At 56.7% G+C, this 16,954-nt stretch carries 18 protein-coding genes and 1 tRNA gene; 16 read left to right on the top strand and 3 right to left on the bottom strand.

Going from position 1 to position 16,954, the window contains the following annotated elements; genetic code table 11:
• The first annotated feature begins 70 nt into the window (after positions 1 to 70).
• From iscR to ACR3E6_RS13650, 11 genes are all read left to right on the top strand, one after another.
• Positions 71 to 529 carry a Fe-S cluster assembly transcriptional regulator IscR gene (iscR, locus tag ACR3E6_RS13700; RefSeq protein ID WP_152458016.1) on the top strand — a complete coding sequence of 153 codons (459 nt, stop codon included), beginning with the start codon at positions 71 to 73 and terminating at the stop codon, positions 527 to 529.
• A gap of 50 nt (positions 530 to 579) precedes the next feature.
• Positions 580 to 1,623 (top strand): cysteine desulfurase family protein, encoded by a 1,044-nt coding sequence (locus ACR3E6_RS13695; RefSeq protein ID WP_480487594.1) that lies wholly within the window; start codon positions 580 to 582, stop codon positions 1,621 to 1,623.
• 18 nt (positions 1,624 to 1,641) lie between these two features.
• Positions 1,642 to 3,162 carry a Fe-S cluster assembly protein SufB gene (sufB, locus tag ACR3E6_RS13690; protein ID WP_171204775.1) on the top strand — a complete coding sequence of 507 codons (1,521 nt, stop codon included), beginning with the start codon at positions 1,642 to 1,644 and terminating at the stop codon, positions 3,160 to 3,162.
• Entirely contained in the window at positions 3,162 to 3,365 is a 204-nt protein-coding gene (locus ACR3E6_RS13685; protein WP_171362846.1) for a hypothetical protein, read from the top strand. Before sufB ends, ACR3E6_RS13685 begins: the two co-directional genes overlap by 1 nt.
• A 49-nt stretch (positions 3,366 to 3,414) precedes the next feature.
• Entirely contained in the window at positions 3,415 to 4,170 is a 756-nt protein-coding gene (sufC, locus tag ACR3E6_RS13680; protein WP_152458012.1) for a Fe-S cluster assembly ATPase SufC, read from the top strand.
• Positions 4,170 to 5,450, top strand: coding sequence for a SufB/SufD family protein (locus tag ACR3E6_RS13675; RefSeq protein WP_480487591.1), 1,281 nt, complete (start codon positions 4,170 to 4,172; stop codon positions 5,448 to 5,450). The genes sufC and ACR3E6_RS13675 overlap by 1 nt, the downstream gene beginning before the upstream one ends.
• Positions 5,450 to 5,935, top strand: a complete 486-nt coding sequence (locus ACR3E6_RS13670; protein WP_171723257.1) for a YIP1 family protein — start codon at positions 5,450 to 5,452, stop codon at positions 5,933 to 5,935. The genes ACR3E6_RS13675 and ACR3E6_RS13670 overlap by 1 nt, the downstream gene beginning before the upstream one ends.
• Positions 5,932 to 6,498 (top strand): YIP1 family protein, encoded by a 567-nt coding sequence (locus ACR3E6_RS13665; RefSeq protein WP_480487589.1) that lies wholly within the window; start codon positions 5,932 to 5,934, stop codon positions 6,496 to 6,498. Before ACR3E6_RS13670 ends, ACR3E6_RS13665 begins: the two co-directional genes overlap by 4 nt.
• A 12-nt stretch (positions 6,499 to 6,510) precedes the next feature.
• Complete coding sequence (locus ACR3E6_RS13660; RefSeq protein WP_209833097.1) at positions 6,511 to 7,731, top strand: cysteine desulfurase; 1,221 nt, start codon at positions 6,511 to 6,513, stop codon at positions 7,729 to 7,731.
• Positions 7,732 to 7,808: 77 nt separating this feature from the next.
• Positions 7,809 to 7,885, top strand: a tRNA-Arg gene (locus tag ACR3E6_RS13655).
• Between the two features lie 468 nt (positions 7,886 to 8,353).
• Positions 8,354 to 8,686, top strand: coding sequence for a hypothetical protein (locus ACR3E6_RS13650; RefSeq protein ID WP_171723259.1), 333 nt, complete (start codon positions 8,354 to 8,356; stop codon positions 8,684 to 8,686).
• Positions 8,687 to 8,741: 55 nt separating this feature from the next.
• Here the strand turns inward: ACR3E6_RS13650 and mepK are convergent, their stop codons facing one another.
• Positions 8,742 to 9,311: a peptidoglycan L,D-endopeptidase MepK gene (gene mepK / locus ACR3E6_RS13645; RefSeq protein ID WP_171632409.1), complete on the bottom strand. Its 570-nt coding sequence runs from the start codon at positions 9,309 to 9,311 to the stop codon at positions 8,742 to 8,744.
• Between the two features lie 417 nt (positions 9,312 to 9,728).
• Here mepK and ACR3E6_RS13640 point away from each other — a divergent pair, with 417 nt between their 5' ends.
• From ACR3E6_RS13640 to ACR3E6_RS13625, 4 genes are read left to right on the top strand one after another with little or no spacing between them, the layout of a single operon-like run.
• A complete protein-coding gene (locus ACR3E6_RS13640; protein ID WP_480487586.1) occupies positions 9,729 to 11,270 on the top strand; it encodes a L,D-transpeptidase family protein in 1,542 nt (513 codons plus the stop codon).
• A gap of 34 nt (positions 11,271 to 11,304) precedes the next feature.
• Complete coding sequence (gene lpxD, locus ACR3E6_RS13635; protein WP_480487584.1) at positions 11,305 to 12,396, top strand: UDP-3-O-(3-hydroxymyristoyl)glucosamine N-acyltransferase; 1,092 nt, start codon at positions 11,305 to 11,307, stop codon at positions 12,394 to 12,396.
• Between the two features lie 32 nt (positions 12,397 to 12,428).
• Positions 12,429 to 12,686, top strand: coding sequence for an acyl carrier protein (locus tag ACR3E6_RS13630; RefSeq protein ID WP_171723262.1), 258 nt, complete (start codon positions 12,429 to 12,431; stop codon positions 12,684 to 12,686).
• Between the two features lie 9 nt (positions 12,687 to 12,695).
• Positions 12,696 to 13,904 carry a beta-ketoacyl-[acyl-carrier-protein] synthase family protein gene (locus tag ACR3E6_RS13625; protein ID WP_171632419.1) on the top strand — a complete coding sequence of 403 codons (1,209 nt, stop codon included), beginning with the start codon at positions 12,696 to 12,698 and terminating at the stop codon, positions 13,902 to 13,904.
• A gap of 56 nt (positions 13,905 to 13,960) precedes the next feature.
• Here ACR3E6_RS13625 and ACR3E6_RS13620 read toward each other — a convergent pair whose 3' ends face one another.
• A complete protein-coding gene (locus ACR3E6_RS13620) occupies positions 13,961 to 14,569 on the bottom strand; it encodes an invasion associated locus B family protein (RefSeq protein ID WP_480487582.1) in 609 nt (202 codons plus the stop codon).
• A gap of 448 nt (positions 14,570 to 15,017) precedes the next feature.
• On the opposite strand from ACR3E6_RS13620, the gene ACR3E6_RS13615 reads away from it, so the two are divergent.
• On the top strand, positions 15,018 to 16,565 hold the full coding sequence (locus tag ACR3E6_RS13615) for a helicase HerA-like domain-containing protein (protein WP_209833122.1): 1,548 nt from the start codon (positions 15,018 to 15,020) through the stop codon (positions 16,563 to 16,565).
• Between the two features lie 32 nt (positions 16,566 to 16,597).
• On the opposite strand, the gene ACR3E6_RS13610 is transcribed toward ACR3E6_RS13615, so the two are convergent.
• Positions 16,598 to 16,852, bottom strand: coding sequence for a hypothetical protein (locus tag ACR3E6_RS13610; protein WP_171115893.1), 255 nt, complete (start codon positions 16,850 to 16,852; stop codon positions 16,598 to 16,600).
• Between the last annotated feature and the right edge of the window lie 102 nt (positions 16,853 to 16,954).

Below are 16,954 nucleotides of genomic sequence, written 5' to 3'. Positions count from 1 at the left end.
AGTCGGAGATACGCACTGGCAACGTCGGCGTCAATGATTTCGCGCAAATCCTGCTGAAAGGGGACATGGAATGAAGCTGTCGACCAAAGGGCGTTACGCAATGGTCGCCCTGGCGGATATTGCGCTCCAGCCGACGGAACGACTGGTGACGCTTGGAGAAATCTCCGAGAGGCAGGACATTTCGTTACCATATCTCGAGCAGCTCTTCGTCAAACTGCGCCGGGCGGACTTGGTGTCTTCCGTGCGGGGGCCCGGTGGCGGGTATCGACTGGCGCGCCCGGCATCCGAAATTCGTGTCGTCGAAATTCTGGCCGCCGTGGACGAAACCGTTGATGCGCTGCAAAAAGGGGCAGGCGCGTCCGGGGCCTCGTCCGGCAGCCGCGCTCAATCATTGACCAATCGGCTTTGGGAAAGTCTCAGCGCGCATGTCTATGTGTTCCTGCATCAAACCCGTTTGTCAGATGTGATCAAGAACGACCTCGCCCCGTGCCCGGCCGTGCCGAGCCTGTTCTCTGTTGTAGATGAATGATCTGAACGGGCGGTATATGAAATGAAGTCTGCCGGCAAAAAGATGTATCCATGAAACGTGTTTATCTGGATCACAATGCAACAACGCCGCTGCGCCCCGAAGCGAGGGACGCGATGATTGCGGCGATGGATGTCTGCGGCAATCCCTCGTCGGTTCATGCGGAAGGTCGGGCCGCCAAAGCTTTGATAGAGCGCGCTCGGGCCCAAATTGCATCGGCCTTTGGGGCGGATGGGGCGGATATCGTCTTTACATCTGGGTCAACCGAAGGTGCGGCGCTGGCATTGTCGGGGCGCCAATTGCACGGCGCGGCGATTGAACATGACGCGGTAAGATCTTGGATCAATGAGGATCTTACGGTTTCCGAGGCCGGAGACGTGCAGGTAATCGCGCCTGAAATGTCGACATTGCAACTGGCAAACTCAGAGACGGGGATTGTTCAAACACTGCCGTCCGGCCTGGCCGTGACAGACGCCACACAGGCTTTTGGAAAGCTGCCCGTCGCGTTCAACTGGATGAATGCCCAGATGGCCCTGGTCTCGGCGCATAAACTGGGCGGTCCAAAGGGTGTCGGTGCCGTTGTGATGCAACGCGGAACCGATCTGGCGGCACAGATCAAGGGGGGCGGCCAGGAAATGGGCCGCAGGTCAGGAACCGAAAATGTCATTGGTTTCGCGGGGTTCGGCGCCGCAGCTGAAGCTGCGATGCGGGATCTGGCCAATGGCGTTTGGGAGCAGGTCGAGGAATTTAGAAATATTCTAGAAAACGCTCTTGAGGCTGCTGTAAAATCACCTATTTTTGTCGGGAAAGGGCGGCAACGCCTGCCGAACACCCTGTGTTTTGCCGCCCCCGGCTGGAAAGGTGAGACCCAGGTCATGCAGATGGATCTGTCGGGTTTTGCGGTCAGTGCGGGCTCTGCCTGTTCAAGCGGCAAGGTTCGTGCCAGCGCGGTGCTCACCGCAATGGGATACGACGAGGTGACAGCCAGCAGCGCAATCCGCGTATCGCTGGGACCTCGGACAACGGAAGAAGATGTGCTGCGTTTCGCCGAAACGTGGCTTGAGAAAGAGAAAAAGCATCGCGCGCGCGCCGCGTGATCTGACGGAGGGCAAGTTATGGCCGCTTTGGACCAGACCCAGGTGAAAGAGGGTGTCGATCAGGAAACCGTGGATGCGGTGCGCGAGGTCGGAACCTATAAATACGGCTGGGACACGGACATCGAAATGGAGTACGCGCCGAAAGGTGTGAACCCGGACATCGTTCGTCTGATCTCGGAAAAGAATGAAGAACCGGAATGGATGACCGAGTGGCGTCTGGCCGCGTTTGAACGCTGGACCAAGATGGAAGAACCGAAATGGGCCATGGTCACTTATCCAAAGATCGATTTTCAGGACCAGTATTACTATGCGCGTCCGAAATCGATGGAAGAGAAACCCAAGTCGTTGGACGATGTCGACCCCAAGCTGCTGGCCACATACGAAAAGCTTGGTATCCCTTTGAAAGAACAGATGATTCTGGCTGGCGTCGAAGGTGCTGAGGATGCTCCGGCCGAGGGGCGCAAGGTTGCTGTGGACGCGGTGTTTGACTCGGTGTCCGTCGGCACGACCTTTCAGGCCGAACTGAAAAAGGCCGGTGTGATTTTCTGTTCGATTTCCGAAGCGATCAAGGAACATCCTGAGCTGGTCAAGAAGTATCTGGGCACTGTGGTTCCGGTGTCGGACAACTTTTATGCGACTTTGAATTCGGCCGTGTTTTCGGATGGGTCCTTCGTCTACATTCCGCCCGGTGTCCGCTGCCCGATGGAGCTGAGCACCTATTTCCGCATCAACGCCGAAAACACCGGCCAGTTCGAGCGCACGCTGATCATCGCCGACAAAGGTTCGTACGTGTCCTATCTGGAAGGCTGCACCGCGCCCCAGCGCGACACCGCGCAGCTGCACGCGGCCGTGGTCGAGATCATTGTCGAAGAAGACGCCGAAGTGAAATACTCGACCGTTCAGAACTGGTTCCCGGGCGATGAGAACGGCAAGGGCGGCATCTACAACTTCGTGACCAAGCGCGCCGATTGCCGGGGCGACCGGTCCAAGGTGATGTGGACGCAGGTCGAAACCGGCTCGGCCGTGACGTGGAAATACCCGTCCTGCATCCTGCGCGGCAACGAAAGCCAGGGTGAGTTCTATTCGATCGCGATTGCCAACAACTATCAGCAGGCCGATACCGGCACCAAGATGGTTCATCTGGGCAAGAACACCAAGTCTCGCATCGTGTCCAAGGGCATCAGTGCGGGCAAGGCGCAGAACACCTATCGCGGTCTGGTCTCGATGCATCCGAAGGCCAAGGACAGCCGCAACTACACCCAGTGTGACAGCTTGCTGATCGGCGACAAATGCGGCGCGCATACGGTTCCGTATATCGAGGTCAAAAACAACTCATCTCGTGTCGAGCACGAGGCGACGACATCCAAGGTGGATGACGATCAGCTGTTCTATTGCCGTCAGCGCGGCATGGATGAAGAAGAGGCCGTGGCTTTGGTGGTCAACGGCTTCTGCAAGGACGTTCTGCAAGCACTGCCGATGGAGTTCGCCATGGAAGCGCAGCAACTGGTGGCAATCTCGCTGGAAGGGTCGGTCGGCTGATGACGCGGGCGTCACGAAGCGGCATCCGGAAAGAAGACGTGTTGACCTGGCTGGGTTACGCGTTCCCGGTTCTTGGCGGTCTGCTGGGTATGGCTTACGTCAACATCAACCACATGGAATTCATCAACCCGGTTTGGGCGGTTGGCGGAGGGGCGATCCTGGGTTGGATCGTCGCGCGTCTGATCCGCAAGTTGCTGGGATAAGAAGGTTTCGGGGCCACGGTGCCCCCTGCGATACGCAAAAGGATAAAAAATGCTGGAAATCAAGAATCTGCACGTGAAGCTTGAAGAAGAAGACAAGCAGATCCTAAAGGGTGTGGACCTGACGGTTGAAGCCGGCAAGGTACACGCGATCATGGGGCCGAACGGGTCAGGCAAGTCAACACTCAGCTACGTGCTGTCGGGCCGCGACGGGTACGAAGTGACCGAGGGTTCTGCCACGCTGGATGGCGAGGACCTGCTGGAGATGGAACCGGAAGAGCGCGCCGCTGCCGGCGTGTTTCTGGCTTTCCAGTACCCAGTCGAAATTCCGGGCGTGGGCAACATGACCTTCCTGCGCACCGCCGTGAATGCACAGCGCAAGGCGCGGGGTGAGGACGAGCTGTCCGCCGCTGATTTCCTCAAGGAAGTGCGTGCCAAGGCCAAGACGCTGAAGATCGACGCGGATATGCTCAAGCGTCCGGTCAATGTGGGCTTCTCGGGCGGTGAGAAAAAGCGCAATGAAATCCTGCAAATGGCCATGCTGGAACCCAAGATGTGCATCATGGACGAAACCGACTCGGGTCTGGATGTGGATGCGATGAAGCTGGTCGCCGAAGGTGTGAATGCGCTGCGCGATGAAGGTCGCGGGTTCTTGGTCATCACCCATTACCAGCGCCTGCTGGATCACATCAAGCCCGACGTCGTGCACATCATGGCCGATGGCCGCATTGTCAAAACCGGAGGCCCAGATCTGGCGCTCGAGGTTGAAAACAACGGTTATGCCGACATTCTTGCCGAGGTAAACTGATGGCCTTGCCCGAAGTCAAACAAACCGCGACCGAGGCCCGGCTGTCTGCCTTGACCATGCCCGACGCAGGATGCACCCGCGCCGCGCGCGAAGACGCGCTGGCCCGTGTTCTGGAAACTGGTCTGCCCGGACGGCGTGACGAATATTGGAAATACACTCAACCGGACACTCTGATCTCGCCAGACGCGCCTCCGGCTGCGGTGTTTGCCGATGATGAGCCGTTGATGTTCAGCGGACTCGACCGGCTGAACATCGTCTTCGTGGACGGTGAATTCAGCGCCGAAGAGTCGGACGACCTGACGCTGGAAGGCGTGACCATCGACCGGCTCGAGGATATCTGCTGCAAGGACATTCATTGGGCGAAAGACCTGTATGGCGTGCTTGAGACGCGCGGTCAGTCTCCGGTCCAGCGTCCGCTGGCGGCGCTGAACACGGCTTTTGCGTCGGATGGTGTGGCCATCCATGTCACCGGCAAACCGTCCAAACCGATCAACCTGGTCTATCGTCATGCATCGCCGACCTCGGATGCGATCCTGCACCACGTCATTCGCGTGGAAAGCGGGGCCGAGGCCACCATTCTGGAAACCGGCCCGGCTGCGTCACGCTTCAACAAATGCATGGAGATCGACATCGCCGACAAGGGCACGCTGCACCATGTGCGCGCCCAGGGCAGGGACCATGAACGCCGGGCCGCGACCCATATGTTTACCCGTCTGGGCACGGAGTCTGTCTATAAATCCTTCACTTTGACAGTGAATGGCGTGCTGACCCGCAATGAGCAGGTCGTCGAGCTGACAGGCGATGACGCGGTGGCCCATGTGGCCGGGGCCTGTGTTGGCGATGGAGACTTCCATCATGACGACACGGTTTTCATCACCCATGATGCGGTAAACTGCGAAAGCCGTCAGGTGTTCAAGAAAGTGCTGCGCAACGGGGCGACCGGCGTGTTTCAGGGCAAGATCCTTGTGAAGGAAGGCGCACAGAAAACCGACGGTTACCAGATCAGCCAATCGTTGCTGCTGGATGATGACAGCCAGTTCCTCGCCAAGCCCGAGCTTGAGATCTATGCCGATGACGTGGCGTGTTCGCATGGCTCGACCTCGGGTGCGATCGACGAAACCGCGCTGTTCTATCTGCGGTCCCGTGGCGTGCCGGTCAAGGACGCAACCAATATGCTGACTTTGGCCTTTCTTGCCGAAGCGGTGGATGAGATCGAAGACAGCGCCTTGGCGGAAGAGATCGTAAGCCGTCTGGAAGGGTGGCTGGCGCGTCGTAGCTGATGGCCGTCTCGTCTGACATATTGGCCACATACCGGGGGCCGGGGCGCGTGGTGCGCCGGCTTCTTGAAATGGGTCAGCGGGAAGACAGGGCACTGGTGTTTGTCATGGCGTTTTGCGTTGTGGCCTTTGTCGCGCAAATGCCCAGCCTTGCCCGCAAAGCGCATCTTGAAGGCGTCGAGCTGAACATGCTTCTGGGCGGTGCTTTGCTGGGGTCGGTGTTCATACTGCCGTTGTTTTTCTACACGCTGGCGCTGATTTCCTATTGGGCGGCGCGGATGGCGGGCGGGCAGGGCACTGCTTATGGCGCACGACTTGCCCTGTTCTGGGCGTTATTGGCATCCGCCCCCCTAGTCTTGTTGAATGGTCTGGTTGCCGGGTTCATCGGGCCCGGGCCCGCTTTGACAATTGTGGGCATCGCCTGGGTTGCTGTTTTTGTCTGGTTCTGGTTATCCGGTCTGAGACAAGTACAAAGGTCCGCTGCATGACTATCAATTCCCTCGGCGCTCTGGCGGTTCTGACGATCAGAAGCCCCGACCAAGCCGCCCGCCAGTTGTTGTCCCTGAAACCGGGGCGGGAAGGGTTGTGGCTGGCCTTTGCGCTGGCAGTGGTTTTGAACTGTCTCGTCCAGTTGGGAATCGATTTGTCGGTCCCCGTGCCGCAAGGTCAGATCGCACCGCCTCCCGAAAGTATCCCCGTTGTTTTGCTGCGATCCGCCGGAGCAATGCTGCTGAGCATCCTCGCGTTCTTCGTCGTCGGAAAAGCAATAGGCGGCACAGCAAGCTTTGACGATCTGATGGTCCTGACGGTGTGGTTGCAGTTCCTGCAAATCGTCGCCCTTATCATGACCCTTGTTCTAAGCCTGACGATGCCGTTTCTGATGATGATAATGCTGTTCGCGACGGCGATCCTGAGCCTTTACATCACGCTTCATTTCCTGAACGAAGCGCATCAATTCGGATCCCTTTGGAAGTCCTTCGCCGTAATTCTGTTGTCAGCCCTGATTGCGGTTCCCTTCGTCCTGTATTTAACACCGGCCGCGCCTGTCTAGGAAAACCGTATCATGTATGATGTGCAGAAAATTCGCTCTGACTTTCCGATCCTGTCACGTCAGGTGAATGGCAAGCCGTTGACCTATCTGGACAACGGTGCGTCGGCTCAAAAGCCTCAGGTCGTCATCGATGCGGTGACCCGTGCCTATTCCGAAGAGTATTCGAATGTTCACCGTGGATTGCACTATCTGTCCAATCTGTCGACCGAGAAATACGAAGCTGTTCGGGGGATCATCGCCCGTTTCCTGGGGGCATCGAACGAGGATGAGATCGTTCTGAATTCAGGAACGACCGAAGGAATCAATCTTGTTGCCTATGGCTGGGCCATGCCGCGCCTGGAAGCCGGGGATGAGATCGTCCTGAGCGTCATGGAGCATCACGCCAACATCGTGCCCTGGCATTTCCTGCGGGAACGGCAGGGCGTTGTTCTGAAGTGGGTGGATGTGGACGCTGACGGGGGGCTGGATCCGCAGGCGGTAATCGATGCGATCGGCCCGAAAACCAAACTTGTGGCCGTGACGCAATGTTCCAATGTTCTGGGTACCGTCGTGGATGTCAAAGCCATCACCGAAGGTGCACATGCCAGGGGCGTCCCGGTGCTGGTTGATGGCAGTCAGGGCGCGGTGCATATGCCGGTGAACGTGCAGGACATCGGTTGCGACTTTTACGCCATCACCGGCCACAAGCTGTATGGCCCGTCGGGGTCGGGTGCGATCTACATCAAGTCCGAACGCATGGCCGAGATGCGCCCCTTTGTCGGTGGCGGTGACATGATCAAAGAGGTCAGCAAGGATCAGGTGATCTACAACGACCCGCCGATGAAGTTCGAGGCCGGAACACCCGGCATTGTCCAAACCATCGGTCTGGGCGTTGCGCTGGAATACATGATGGATTTGGGAATGGACAACATTGCCGCCCATGAATCCGGCCTGCGGGACTATGCCATGCAGCGCCTGAGCGGTCTCAACTGGCTTCAGGTTCAGGGCACGCGGCCAGACAAGGCAGCCATCTTCAGCTTTACGCTGGACGGGGCCGGCCATGCCCATGATGTATCCACGATTCTGGACAAAAAAGGGGTTGCCGTCCGCGCCGGGCATCACTGTGCGGGCCCGCTTATGGATCACCTGGGCGTCACGGCGACCTGCCGTGCCAGCTTTGGTCTCTACAACACGACGGATGAGGTCGACACACTGATCGAAGCGCTTGAATTGGCGCATGATCTTTTCGCCTGATTTTGGTTTCAAAGAGGGTGCAACAATCACGATTTTCAGTTGCACCCGGATTGGAACAAGGTTAGCTAACGGCCAAGGCACCTGTAGCTCAGCTGGATAGAGCGCTGCCCTCCGAAGGCAGAGGCCAGAGGTTCGAATCCTCTCAGGTGCGCCACCATCGCCATATTTCTAAGGTTTATTGGGCAAAGCAGGAACTTCTGCACCAAATTGGGAGAAGTTCCCGGGCCGCATAGCTATCGCTAATGAAGGACAAGGGTCTTGCGCTGCTCCGGGGATATGCCGCAGCATAGCGTTATTCAACATCTGCCCCGGTCAAGCGCTTCTTTAGTTTTCGCGTTTTCGGTTTCCAGCGCCCGAAACATCTTGGCTTACAACAGTTCCAAACAGCATCTAGTGTTGAAACTACGAAAGGTGCCCTGGCTGATCCCCTCTCGGGATATTTTCCATGCGAATACCCTTTCGGGCCATGGATAGTGTCTGCACGCCTCTGTTTTTCGCCCGCTTGCCACCACGCGAACAATCCTGACAATCATTTTGAGGCTTAACCCCTCAAGCAGTGGTTTTTTTGATGTACACTTTCCGAACGAGGCTGGCGCGCGTCAGCTCAAATGGAGGAAGGAATGTGAAAGTCATCTCTTCAAATAAGAAGCTGATAATCGTTGTCGTGATTGTAGCACTATTGGGTAGCGCGATTACCGGGGTTTCAGCTTCAAGCGTTTTAGGATGGATCTTGGTCGCCGTAATTCTGGCGTTTATCCTTGGAAAGCTGACCGATGATGAAGAACCCGAAAGCGATGATGATTCAGAAAGCGACAATGCTTCCGGTTCCAGTGTTCCCGCTGACGTCGGCGATGAAAAGTCTCGTGAGACCAGCAATTCCACTGCGGCGACAGCATCCAGCAATGACACCGGAGGCGGTGATGCCGGCGGCGGAGGGGGAGACGCGGGGATGTAACTGGCCGCCCCCGTCAAACCCCTGTCATATAAGCCGAGATCGCGAAGTCGCTGTCTTAGCCGCGCCAGGTGCGGACGACACCGCAGTCCATATGCACGAAATTGGACCCGTTATATTGACCGACACCGCCGGCCCGGCATGACATAGCAGCCTTAGCCATCTGCGAGACGGAGCGGGAAGACAGGCGCAGGTCTGCCGCTTGTCCCTTCATATGAAGCGACTTCCGGGCGACGCCGCGAGAGCGGGCGCGGAGCATGGCGTTGGTCTGGGGGGAGCGATAGCCCGACAGCAACATGTAAGGTTCGTTGACATCCAGAAGGTTGTGTGATGCCGCCATGATATCAATCGTGCGTAAATCGATGGATTTTACGTGATCCGTGCGCCAATCGCGCATGAAATGGTTCACTTCTTTGACTGCGTCCTTGATATATTTACCATCGACCCAATAAATCATGTCCAACCGTTCGCCCGTGCGACCGGAATACATGCGAATGCGACGGATATCGCCGCCGCCGCGCAAAAAGCCTGCTGCTTTGGAGTAGGTGGGTGCTGCTGCGACTGCTGTTGCTGCAAACGCACCCAATAGGGCACGTCGGGTCAAGCCCGAGGAACTGCTCTTGGTCATTTTGGTTCGTCCCGTACTGTTCCTGCCTGCGCACGATGTTACGCGCGCTGTCTTAATTTTTTCCCATCCCAGATGCGGAATTTATGACACAATCGGATTCCACGGCCAAGAAGTGTTTCATAGGCACCTTTTCAAGGGGGAATTTTCGGCAGATTTTTGCGCAAATGTCACAGCCGAGCACAGAATATTTGCAGGTGTCGGCTGCGCATCACCGGGCCGATGCAAACGCGCATCAGACGCCAACAGAAGCAATTCGGTAAGGAATTTGTGAATAGACAAGTCTGCGCAGCCAAACTCATAGTTGTTCGACGCACATATCACCAACCAAGCCATTGATTCCAAGGCCATCCAATGCTTTCTGTATTCCGAACCTGTACCAGTATCCTGCTTGCCGCCTGTTTTGCGGCCACTGCGAGTATGGCAAACACCACTTCTGAACCTGCGCACAACACGGCGTTTCAGATGGCCGTTGCAGAACATACCCCACGGGAATCGCAGATCGCAGAGTTTTACCGGACAACCGGGTTTTCGCCGATTTGGGTGGGTGAATCCGATGAGCATATGCAACGCCGGGCCGCATTGATCCAGGCACTGTCACATGCGCATCTGCACGGTCTGCCAAGGGCCGATGCGACAGTTTCATCCTTGATGCAGAAAATGCAGGATGCACGCTCGACACGCGATCTTGGCGCCGTTGAAGCGGAACTGAGCCGGGTTTTTGTGGATTTTGCCGACGCATTGTACTCGGGTTTTATTCGGCCCGGAAACATCGACGACGGGCTTGTTCGGTCGGTGGATCGTCGCAGCGCGGCCGAGCATCTGAACGCCCTGAACACACATGGCGCCGCGTATCTTGCGCAATTGGCTCCTCAAACCCGTCAGTACCGGGCTCTGATGAAACAGAAGCTGGCGCTTCAGGATTTGGTAGATCAAGGCGGTTGGGGGGCGACAGTTCCGGAAACTAAGTTGGAATTCGGGGATACCGGGCCCAATGTCGTGAAGCTTCGCAATCGGCTGGTGTTAATGGGCTACATGAAACCCTCGGCCAGCCCGTCGTTCGACGCCGCGTTGCTGGAAGGGGTCAGGGCCTTTCAAATCGCGCATGGGTTGGAACCCGATGGCGTTGCAGGCAAGGGCACGATTGCCGAGTTGAATCGCCCCGCCGTGGACCGGCTCAAGGCTGTTTATGTCGCTTTGGAACGGGAGCGCTGGTTGCCTCGGGAACGCGGCGCACGTCATATCCTTGTCAACCAGACAGATTTTTCGGCAAAGATCGTGGATGACGGGCAAGTCACCTTTGAAACCCGTGCGGTGATCGGCAAGAACACGCATGATCGCCGCAGCCCAGAGTTCTCGGATGTGATGGAACATATGGTGATAAACCCTAGTTGGTATGTTCCGCGCTCGATCATCACCAAGGAATACCTGCCGAAGCTGAAAGCGAACCCCAACGCGGTCGGTCATATTCAGATCACGGACAGCAGGGGGCGGCAGGTCAATCGCGGGGCGGTTGATTTCAATCAGTTCACCGCGCGAAGCTTTCCTTTTGCGATGCGCCAGCCGCCCAGCAAAAGCAATGCTTTGGGGCTGGTCAAGTTCATGTTCCCCAACAAGTACAATATCTATCTGCATGATACGCCTCAGAAAAGCCTGTTCGCGCGCGAGGTGCGGGCGTTCTCGCACGGCTGCATCCGGCTGGCGCAGCCTTTCGAATTTGCCTATGCGTTGCTGGCCAAACAGGAAGAGAATCCCAAGGCATTCTTTCATCGTGTTCTGAACACAGGAAAGGAAACCAAGGTCAATTTGGAACAAACAGTTCCGGTTCATCTGATCTATCGAACGGCATATGTCGGGCCAAAAGGCGAGGTGCAGTATCGCCGTGATGTCTATGGCCGGGACGGCAAGATTTGGGAGGCCCTGCAAAAGGCAGGGGTGGCCCTGCCGGACGTTCAGAGTTAAGCACAGGGCAAATCCTGCCAAAAGGAAGCCCGAGATGCAGTTTACCATTCAACAAATCGCCGACGCTTTGGGTGCTGAATGCCAAGGCGACGGTGGCCTGACGATCGTGCGGGCGGCCGAACCGGGCGATGCTGACCCAACCGATCTGGCCATGGCCATGTCTCCGAAATACGCCGAAGCGCTTTCGAAAGGGCGCGCGCGCGCCGCCGTTCTGTGGGAGGGCGCGGATTGGCAGGACATGGGGTTGAGCGCGGCCATATTCGTGAAGCGTCCGCGCATGGCGATGGCGGGGATCACCTCAATGCTGGATCGCGGGCAAGGGATTGAACCGGGCATTCATCCTTCCGCAGTGATCGATCCAACGGCCGAAATTGGACCAGATGTGGCGATAGGACCTCTGACTGTTGTTGGTGCTCGGGCGCGAATAGGTTCGGGCTCGGTCATCGGAGCACACTGCGTGGTGGGAATGGACGCCATTCTTGGCGAACAGGCCCTGTTGCGTGAAATGGTCAGCATTGGCGCGCGCGCACAAATCGGGGATCGGTTCATCGCGCAGCCCGGTGCAAGGATTGGTAGTGACGGGTTCAGTTTCGTGACCCCCGAGGTTTCTGGCGCTGAGAACGCCCGCAAAACGTTGGGCGATCAGGGCGACGCCAAGGCCCAAAGTTGGCTCCGTATCCATTCTTTGGGCGCGGTTGAGATCGGTGATGATGTCGAGGTTGGCGCCAATTGCACTGTCGATAATGGAACAATTCGCAACACGCGGATCGGTGATGGCACCAAGCTGGATAATCTTGTCCATGTCGGGCACAACACCCGCGTCGGGCGGGATTGTCTGCTGTGCGGTCAGACAGGTGTCTCCGGCTCGGTCGAGATCGGCAACAACGTCGTTCTGGGTGGTCAGACCGGAGTGGTCGACAATATTTTCATAGGGGACGGCGTTATTTCGGGTGGGGGCACGAAGATTCTGTCAAATGTGCCCGCCGGGCGCGTGATCATGGGGTATCCGGGCATCAAAATGGAGACCCACACCGATGTCTACAAGGCGCAGCGCCGACTGCCCCGAATGGCACGCGACGTTGAGGCATTGAAAAAGGCTGTTTTCAAACAGACCCCAAGCGATTAAATCATCGTCAAACTGAAAATCAGGGGATCGACATGAGCATCAGCGACCGCGTCATCGCAATCATTGCAGAGCAGGCCGTGCTGGAGCCATCGGATGTGACGCCCGAAAGCACGCTGGAAGATCTGGGAATCGACAGCCTTGGTCTGGTGGAAAGCATATTCGCCATCGAGGAAGAGTTCGACATTTCAATTCCGTTCAACGCCAATGAACCCGAGGCTAACGATTTTGACATATCCAATGTCGCTGCGATCATTTCCGGGATCGAAAAGCTCGTGTCGGAAAAGGTCTGACTGACGCTCATGAAACGTGTTGTCATTACCGGCGCAGGTACGATCAATTCACTGGGCCATTCGGTTCCTGACACGCTGGAAGCCATGCGCGAAGGCCGTTGCGGCATCTCGGAACTGGAATTTCGGGACGTTGATCGGTTGGCCATCAAGATCGGCGGGCAAGTTCGCGGCTTTGAGGCTGAAGGTCGGTTCAACCGTCAGCAGATGTCGCTGTATGACCGGTTCACTCAGTTCACTCTGACCGCCGCCAAAGAGGCCATCGATCAGTCCGGCATCGAGTTTCACGGAGAGTTGGCCGCAAAATCAGGTGTTGTTCTGGGGACCGCCGGCGGTGGCGTATCGACCTGGGATGACAATTATCGCTCGGTTTATGAGGACGGAAAGAATCGGGTACACCCGTTTGTTGTTCCCAAACTCATGAACAATGCGGCGGCCAGCCATGTTTCCATGGAACACAACCTCAAAGGCCCCAGCTTCACCGTGTCGACTGCCTGTGCGTCCTCGAACCATGCCATGTCGCAGGCCTTTCAGATGGTCCGAAGCGGCATGGCCCCGGTCATGATCACAGGCGGGTCCGAATCCATGTTGTGCTTCGGAGGCGTCAAGGCCTGGGAAGGGTTGCGCGTCATGTCCAAGGATGCGTGCCGACCGTTCAGCGCCAATCGCAACGGAATGGTACAGGGCGAAGGGGCCGGGGTCTTTGTTTTCGAGGAATACGAACACGCCCGCGCCCGTGGCGCCGAGATCATGTGCGAAGTCGTTGGTTTTGCCATGTCATCGGATGCGGCCGATATCGTGATGCCCAGCAAGCAAGGGGCTTCACGGGCCATGTCAGGTGCCTTGGCTGATGCCAGATTGAATGCAAGCGATGTGGGTTATATCAACGCGCATGGCACCGGGACGGCTGCGAATGACAAAACCGAATGTGCCGCCGTGGCGGATGTTTTCGGGCCCCATGCTGACGACCTGATGATATCGTCGACCAAATCCATGCATGGTCACCTGATTGGTGGAACCGGTGCGGTGGAACTGTTGGCATGTATCATGGCGCTGCGGGACGGTGTGATCGCACCCACCATTGGATACGAGGAACCCGATCCGGAATGCGCGCTTGATGTTGTGCCGAACGAAGCTCGGGAAGCCAAAGTTGACGTCGCGCTCAGCAATGCGTTTGCTTTCGGCGGGCTGAATGCGGTTTTGGCGCTGAAGCGGATATAACGAACAACGTACAAAACAAGGCCGCCGCATTCAGAGCGGCCTTTGTCTGCGATCTGTCAGTTTTGCAGGACTTCCAGCTGATCGTAGCCACTGGTAAATCCAGCCAGCGACATTTCGATTTGCAAAAGTTGGCTCGGGGCCAGAATTGACACCAGCGAGATTGTTGCCTCACTGCCCGCTTTCATGGCGTCTATATCGCCTTGCGTAAAGCCCAATTGCGCGACGCAGCCTACCGGGTTGCAGTGATGATAGTTGTATCTTTTACCCGGTGCGCCGTCTATGGACACAGCAATTTGTGCTTGCAGCATGGTCTCCAGCGGCACAGTCAACCTAGCTCCGGCAACGGCCTCCGCTCCTTCGGGAAGCTTGTTGATCGAGATTTCCGCAATCGGCTGGCCCTCGGCGCCGGAAAGAACTTGACGCAGCAGGCAAGGATCGTCGTCTTCTTCGGTCCGTAGACAGGTTATATTCCAAGCACCGCTTGTTTCTTTGACGTATTGCTCGCCGATACGTGGGCCAGTCTCTCCCAGATCCAGTTCTTGCACGGCTTCGGTTTGGGCGGGCTCGGCTTGCTGCGGGCTTTCGTCGTTGGCCTCTTGGGCATAGACTGCGCTGCTAAGAAAGGCGACGGCCACTGTATTTGCGGTTAGAAGTTGCTTGATCATGAATGCCTCGACTTGATGCTTGAGCTTTTTGCTTCGTTTAACACTCTTCTGAACTGGTGTCAGGCACTAACAGAACGGCTGGTCTGAACGTGAACGGATTCTTGCCAGAACACCAGAAACCAACTGCCCTGAGACAGAAAAAGAGAGCTGCATAAGCCAGCTCTCTTTTCCAAAAGGTTCTCCCCGTCGGACTGGCCGACTTATTTATGCGCAAACCCTACGAGAGGGTCGCAGACGGGTCAACAGCTATCCTCAAATTTTAATACTGCGGTCAGAGCTTTGAAACCATTTTTGATCCTGCAAAAAAGCCGTGCCCGAAGGCACGGCCAGTCGACAGGGAGGAAGTCTGCCCCACGTGAAGGAAACAAACGCGGGGCAAATTGACTATCGCAGTCAAAGGTTAACTTTGTATGCTGGTCAAGGATCGGTGAAACATAAGGCAATGTTAATGGGCAAGAATATATTTTTGGGTGGCGGAGGCGAAGGCTATGGCCAGCCGCAGGAACTGGCACTGAAATATGCCAACCGCCATGGGTTGATTGCCGGCGCCACTGGGACCGGTAAGACCGTAACGTTGCAAATCCTCGCGGAAGGGTTTTCCCAAGCCGGAGTTCCGGTGTTTCTGTCCGATGTCAAAGGTGATCTGTCGGGCCTGGCTTTGCCCGGAAGCGACGCGCAAAAACTGCATCAGGCATTTATGGATCGTGCCAAACGCATAGGGTTCGACGATTTTGCTTATTCCGCCTGCCCCGTTACGTTCTGGGATCTTTTTGGTGAACAGGGCCATCCAGTGCGGACGACGGTCACTGAAATGGGCCCGTTGCTGCTGTCCCGGTTGATGGAATTGAGCGAAGCGCAGGAAGGTATCCTGAACATCGCGTTCCGCGTGGCCGATGAAGAGGGAATGCCTCTTCTGGATCTCAAAGACCTTCAGGCGCTGCTGGTCTGGATCGGCGAGAACCGGGCCCAGCTTTCATTGCGATATGGCAATGTATCGACATCTTCGATCGGTGCGATCCAGCGGCGATTGCTGGTATTGGAAAACCAGGGTGGAACAAAACTGTTTGGCGAACCCGCGCTGGATCTGTCCGATCTGATGCGCACCGATGAAAACGGGCAGGGGATGGTGAACATCCTTGCTTCGGACAAACTGATGGCAGCGCCACGGCTTTATGCGACATTCCTGCTGTGGCTGCTGAGCGAATTGTTTGAGGAGCTTCCCGAAGTCGGTGATCCTGACAAACCCAAGCTGGTGTTCTTCTTCGACGAGGCGCATCTGTTGTTTGACGGCGCTCCGAAAGTGTTGGTGGACAAGGTTGAACAGGTTGCGCGCCTGATCCGGTCCAAAGGGGTGGGTGTCTATTTCATCACCCAGAATCCCGCCGATATTCCCGAGGATATTCTGGGGCAGTTGGGCAATCGCGTTCAACACGCTTTGCGGGCCTTCACGGCGCGTGACCGAAAGAACCTGCGTCTGGCGGCGGAAACCTATCGCGAAAACCCCGCCTTTGACACCGAAGCCGCAATTCGCGAGGTGGGCGTTGGTGAGGCTGTCACGTCGATGCTGCAGAAAAAAGGTGTTCCCGGAATTGTCGAGCGCACATTGATTCGTCCGCCGGGTTCCCAGTTGGGGCCCATTTCTGATGCGCAGCGGAGGGCCATTCTCGATGCCTCGCCGATGGCGTCTAAATATGACGATGGTATTGATCGAAAATCGGCCTTTGAAATCCTCCAGGCTCGGGCCGAGGCGGCCGCCAAGGCCGCTGAACAGGCAGAGGCCGATGAAGTTCTAGAGGCACAATCACCGATGGAACGAGAGTATTCTTCGGCTCGCAGATATTCGGGAAGCCGGGTCGGCAGATCCTCGTCCCGGGTGCAACGGCGGAAAGACACGTTTGCATCGGCGATGACCGACGCAGTTATCAAAGAACTGAAAGGAACGACCGGACGCCGAATCGTTCGTGGTATTCTGGGTGGATTGTTCCGCAACAGATGACGGAACGGCGCCCATCACGGGCGCCGCAATGTTTACTTCAGACGACGCTGGCCTTCCTGACGGCAGTAGGCGTCAGCCTCCGGCACGGACATTTTCGAAGCCGGGAAGTCAATCGCCCGGTCCCAGGTCACCCGGTCGTGACGATATAGCTGACAGGTTACGACACCTTTGGGCGTTTGAACTTTGACGGGAGTTGTTTCAAGTTCTTCCGGAGTGGGAATGCAGGCGGTTGTTACGATGGCAACAACCGGAAACAGAAGCAGTGTCTTGAACCGTGGTGCTTTCATTTTTGACTCTTTTCAAAACGTGTAAATGATCGTTACAGATCGGCGTAGACGGATGTGAGTGCCGGCGACATACCGCAAAAAGAAATCACTGCGGTGTGTCCG

The organism is Ruegeria sp. AL3, from assembly GCF_056536065.1.
The sequence above is the reverse complement of the archived record's forward strand: the minus strand, read 5'-3'. Positions and strand labels throughout refer to the sequence as shown.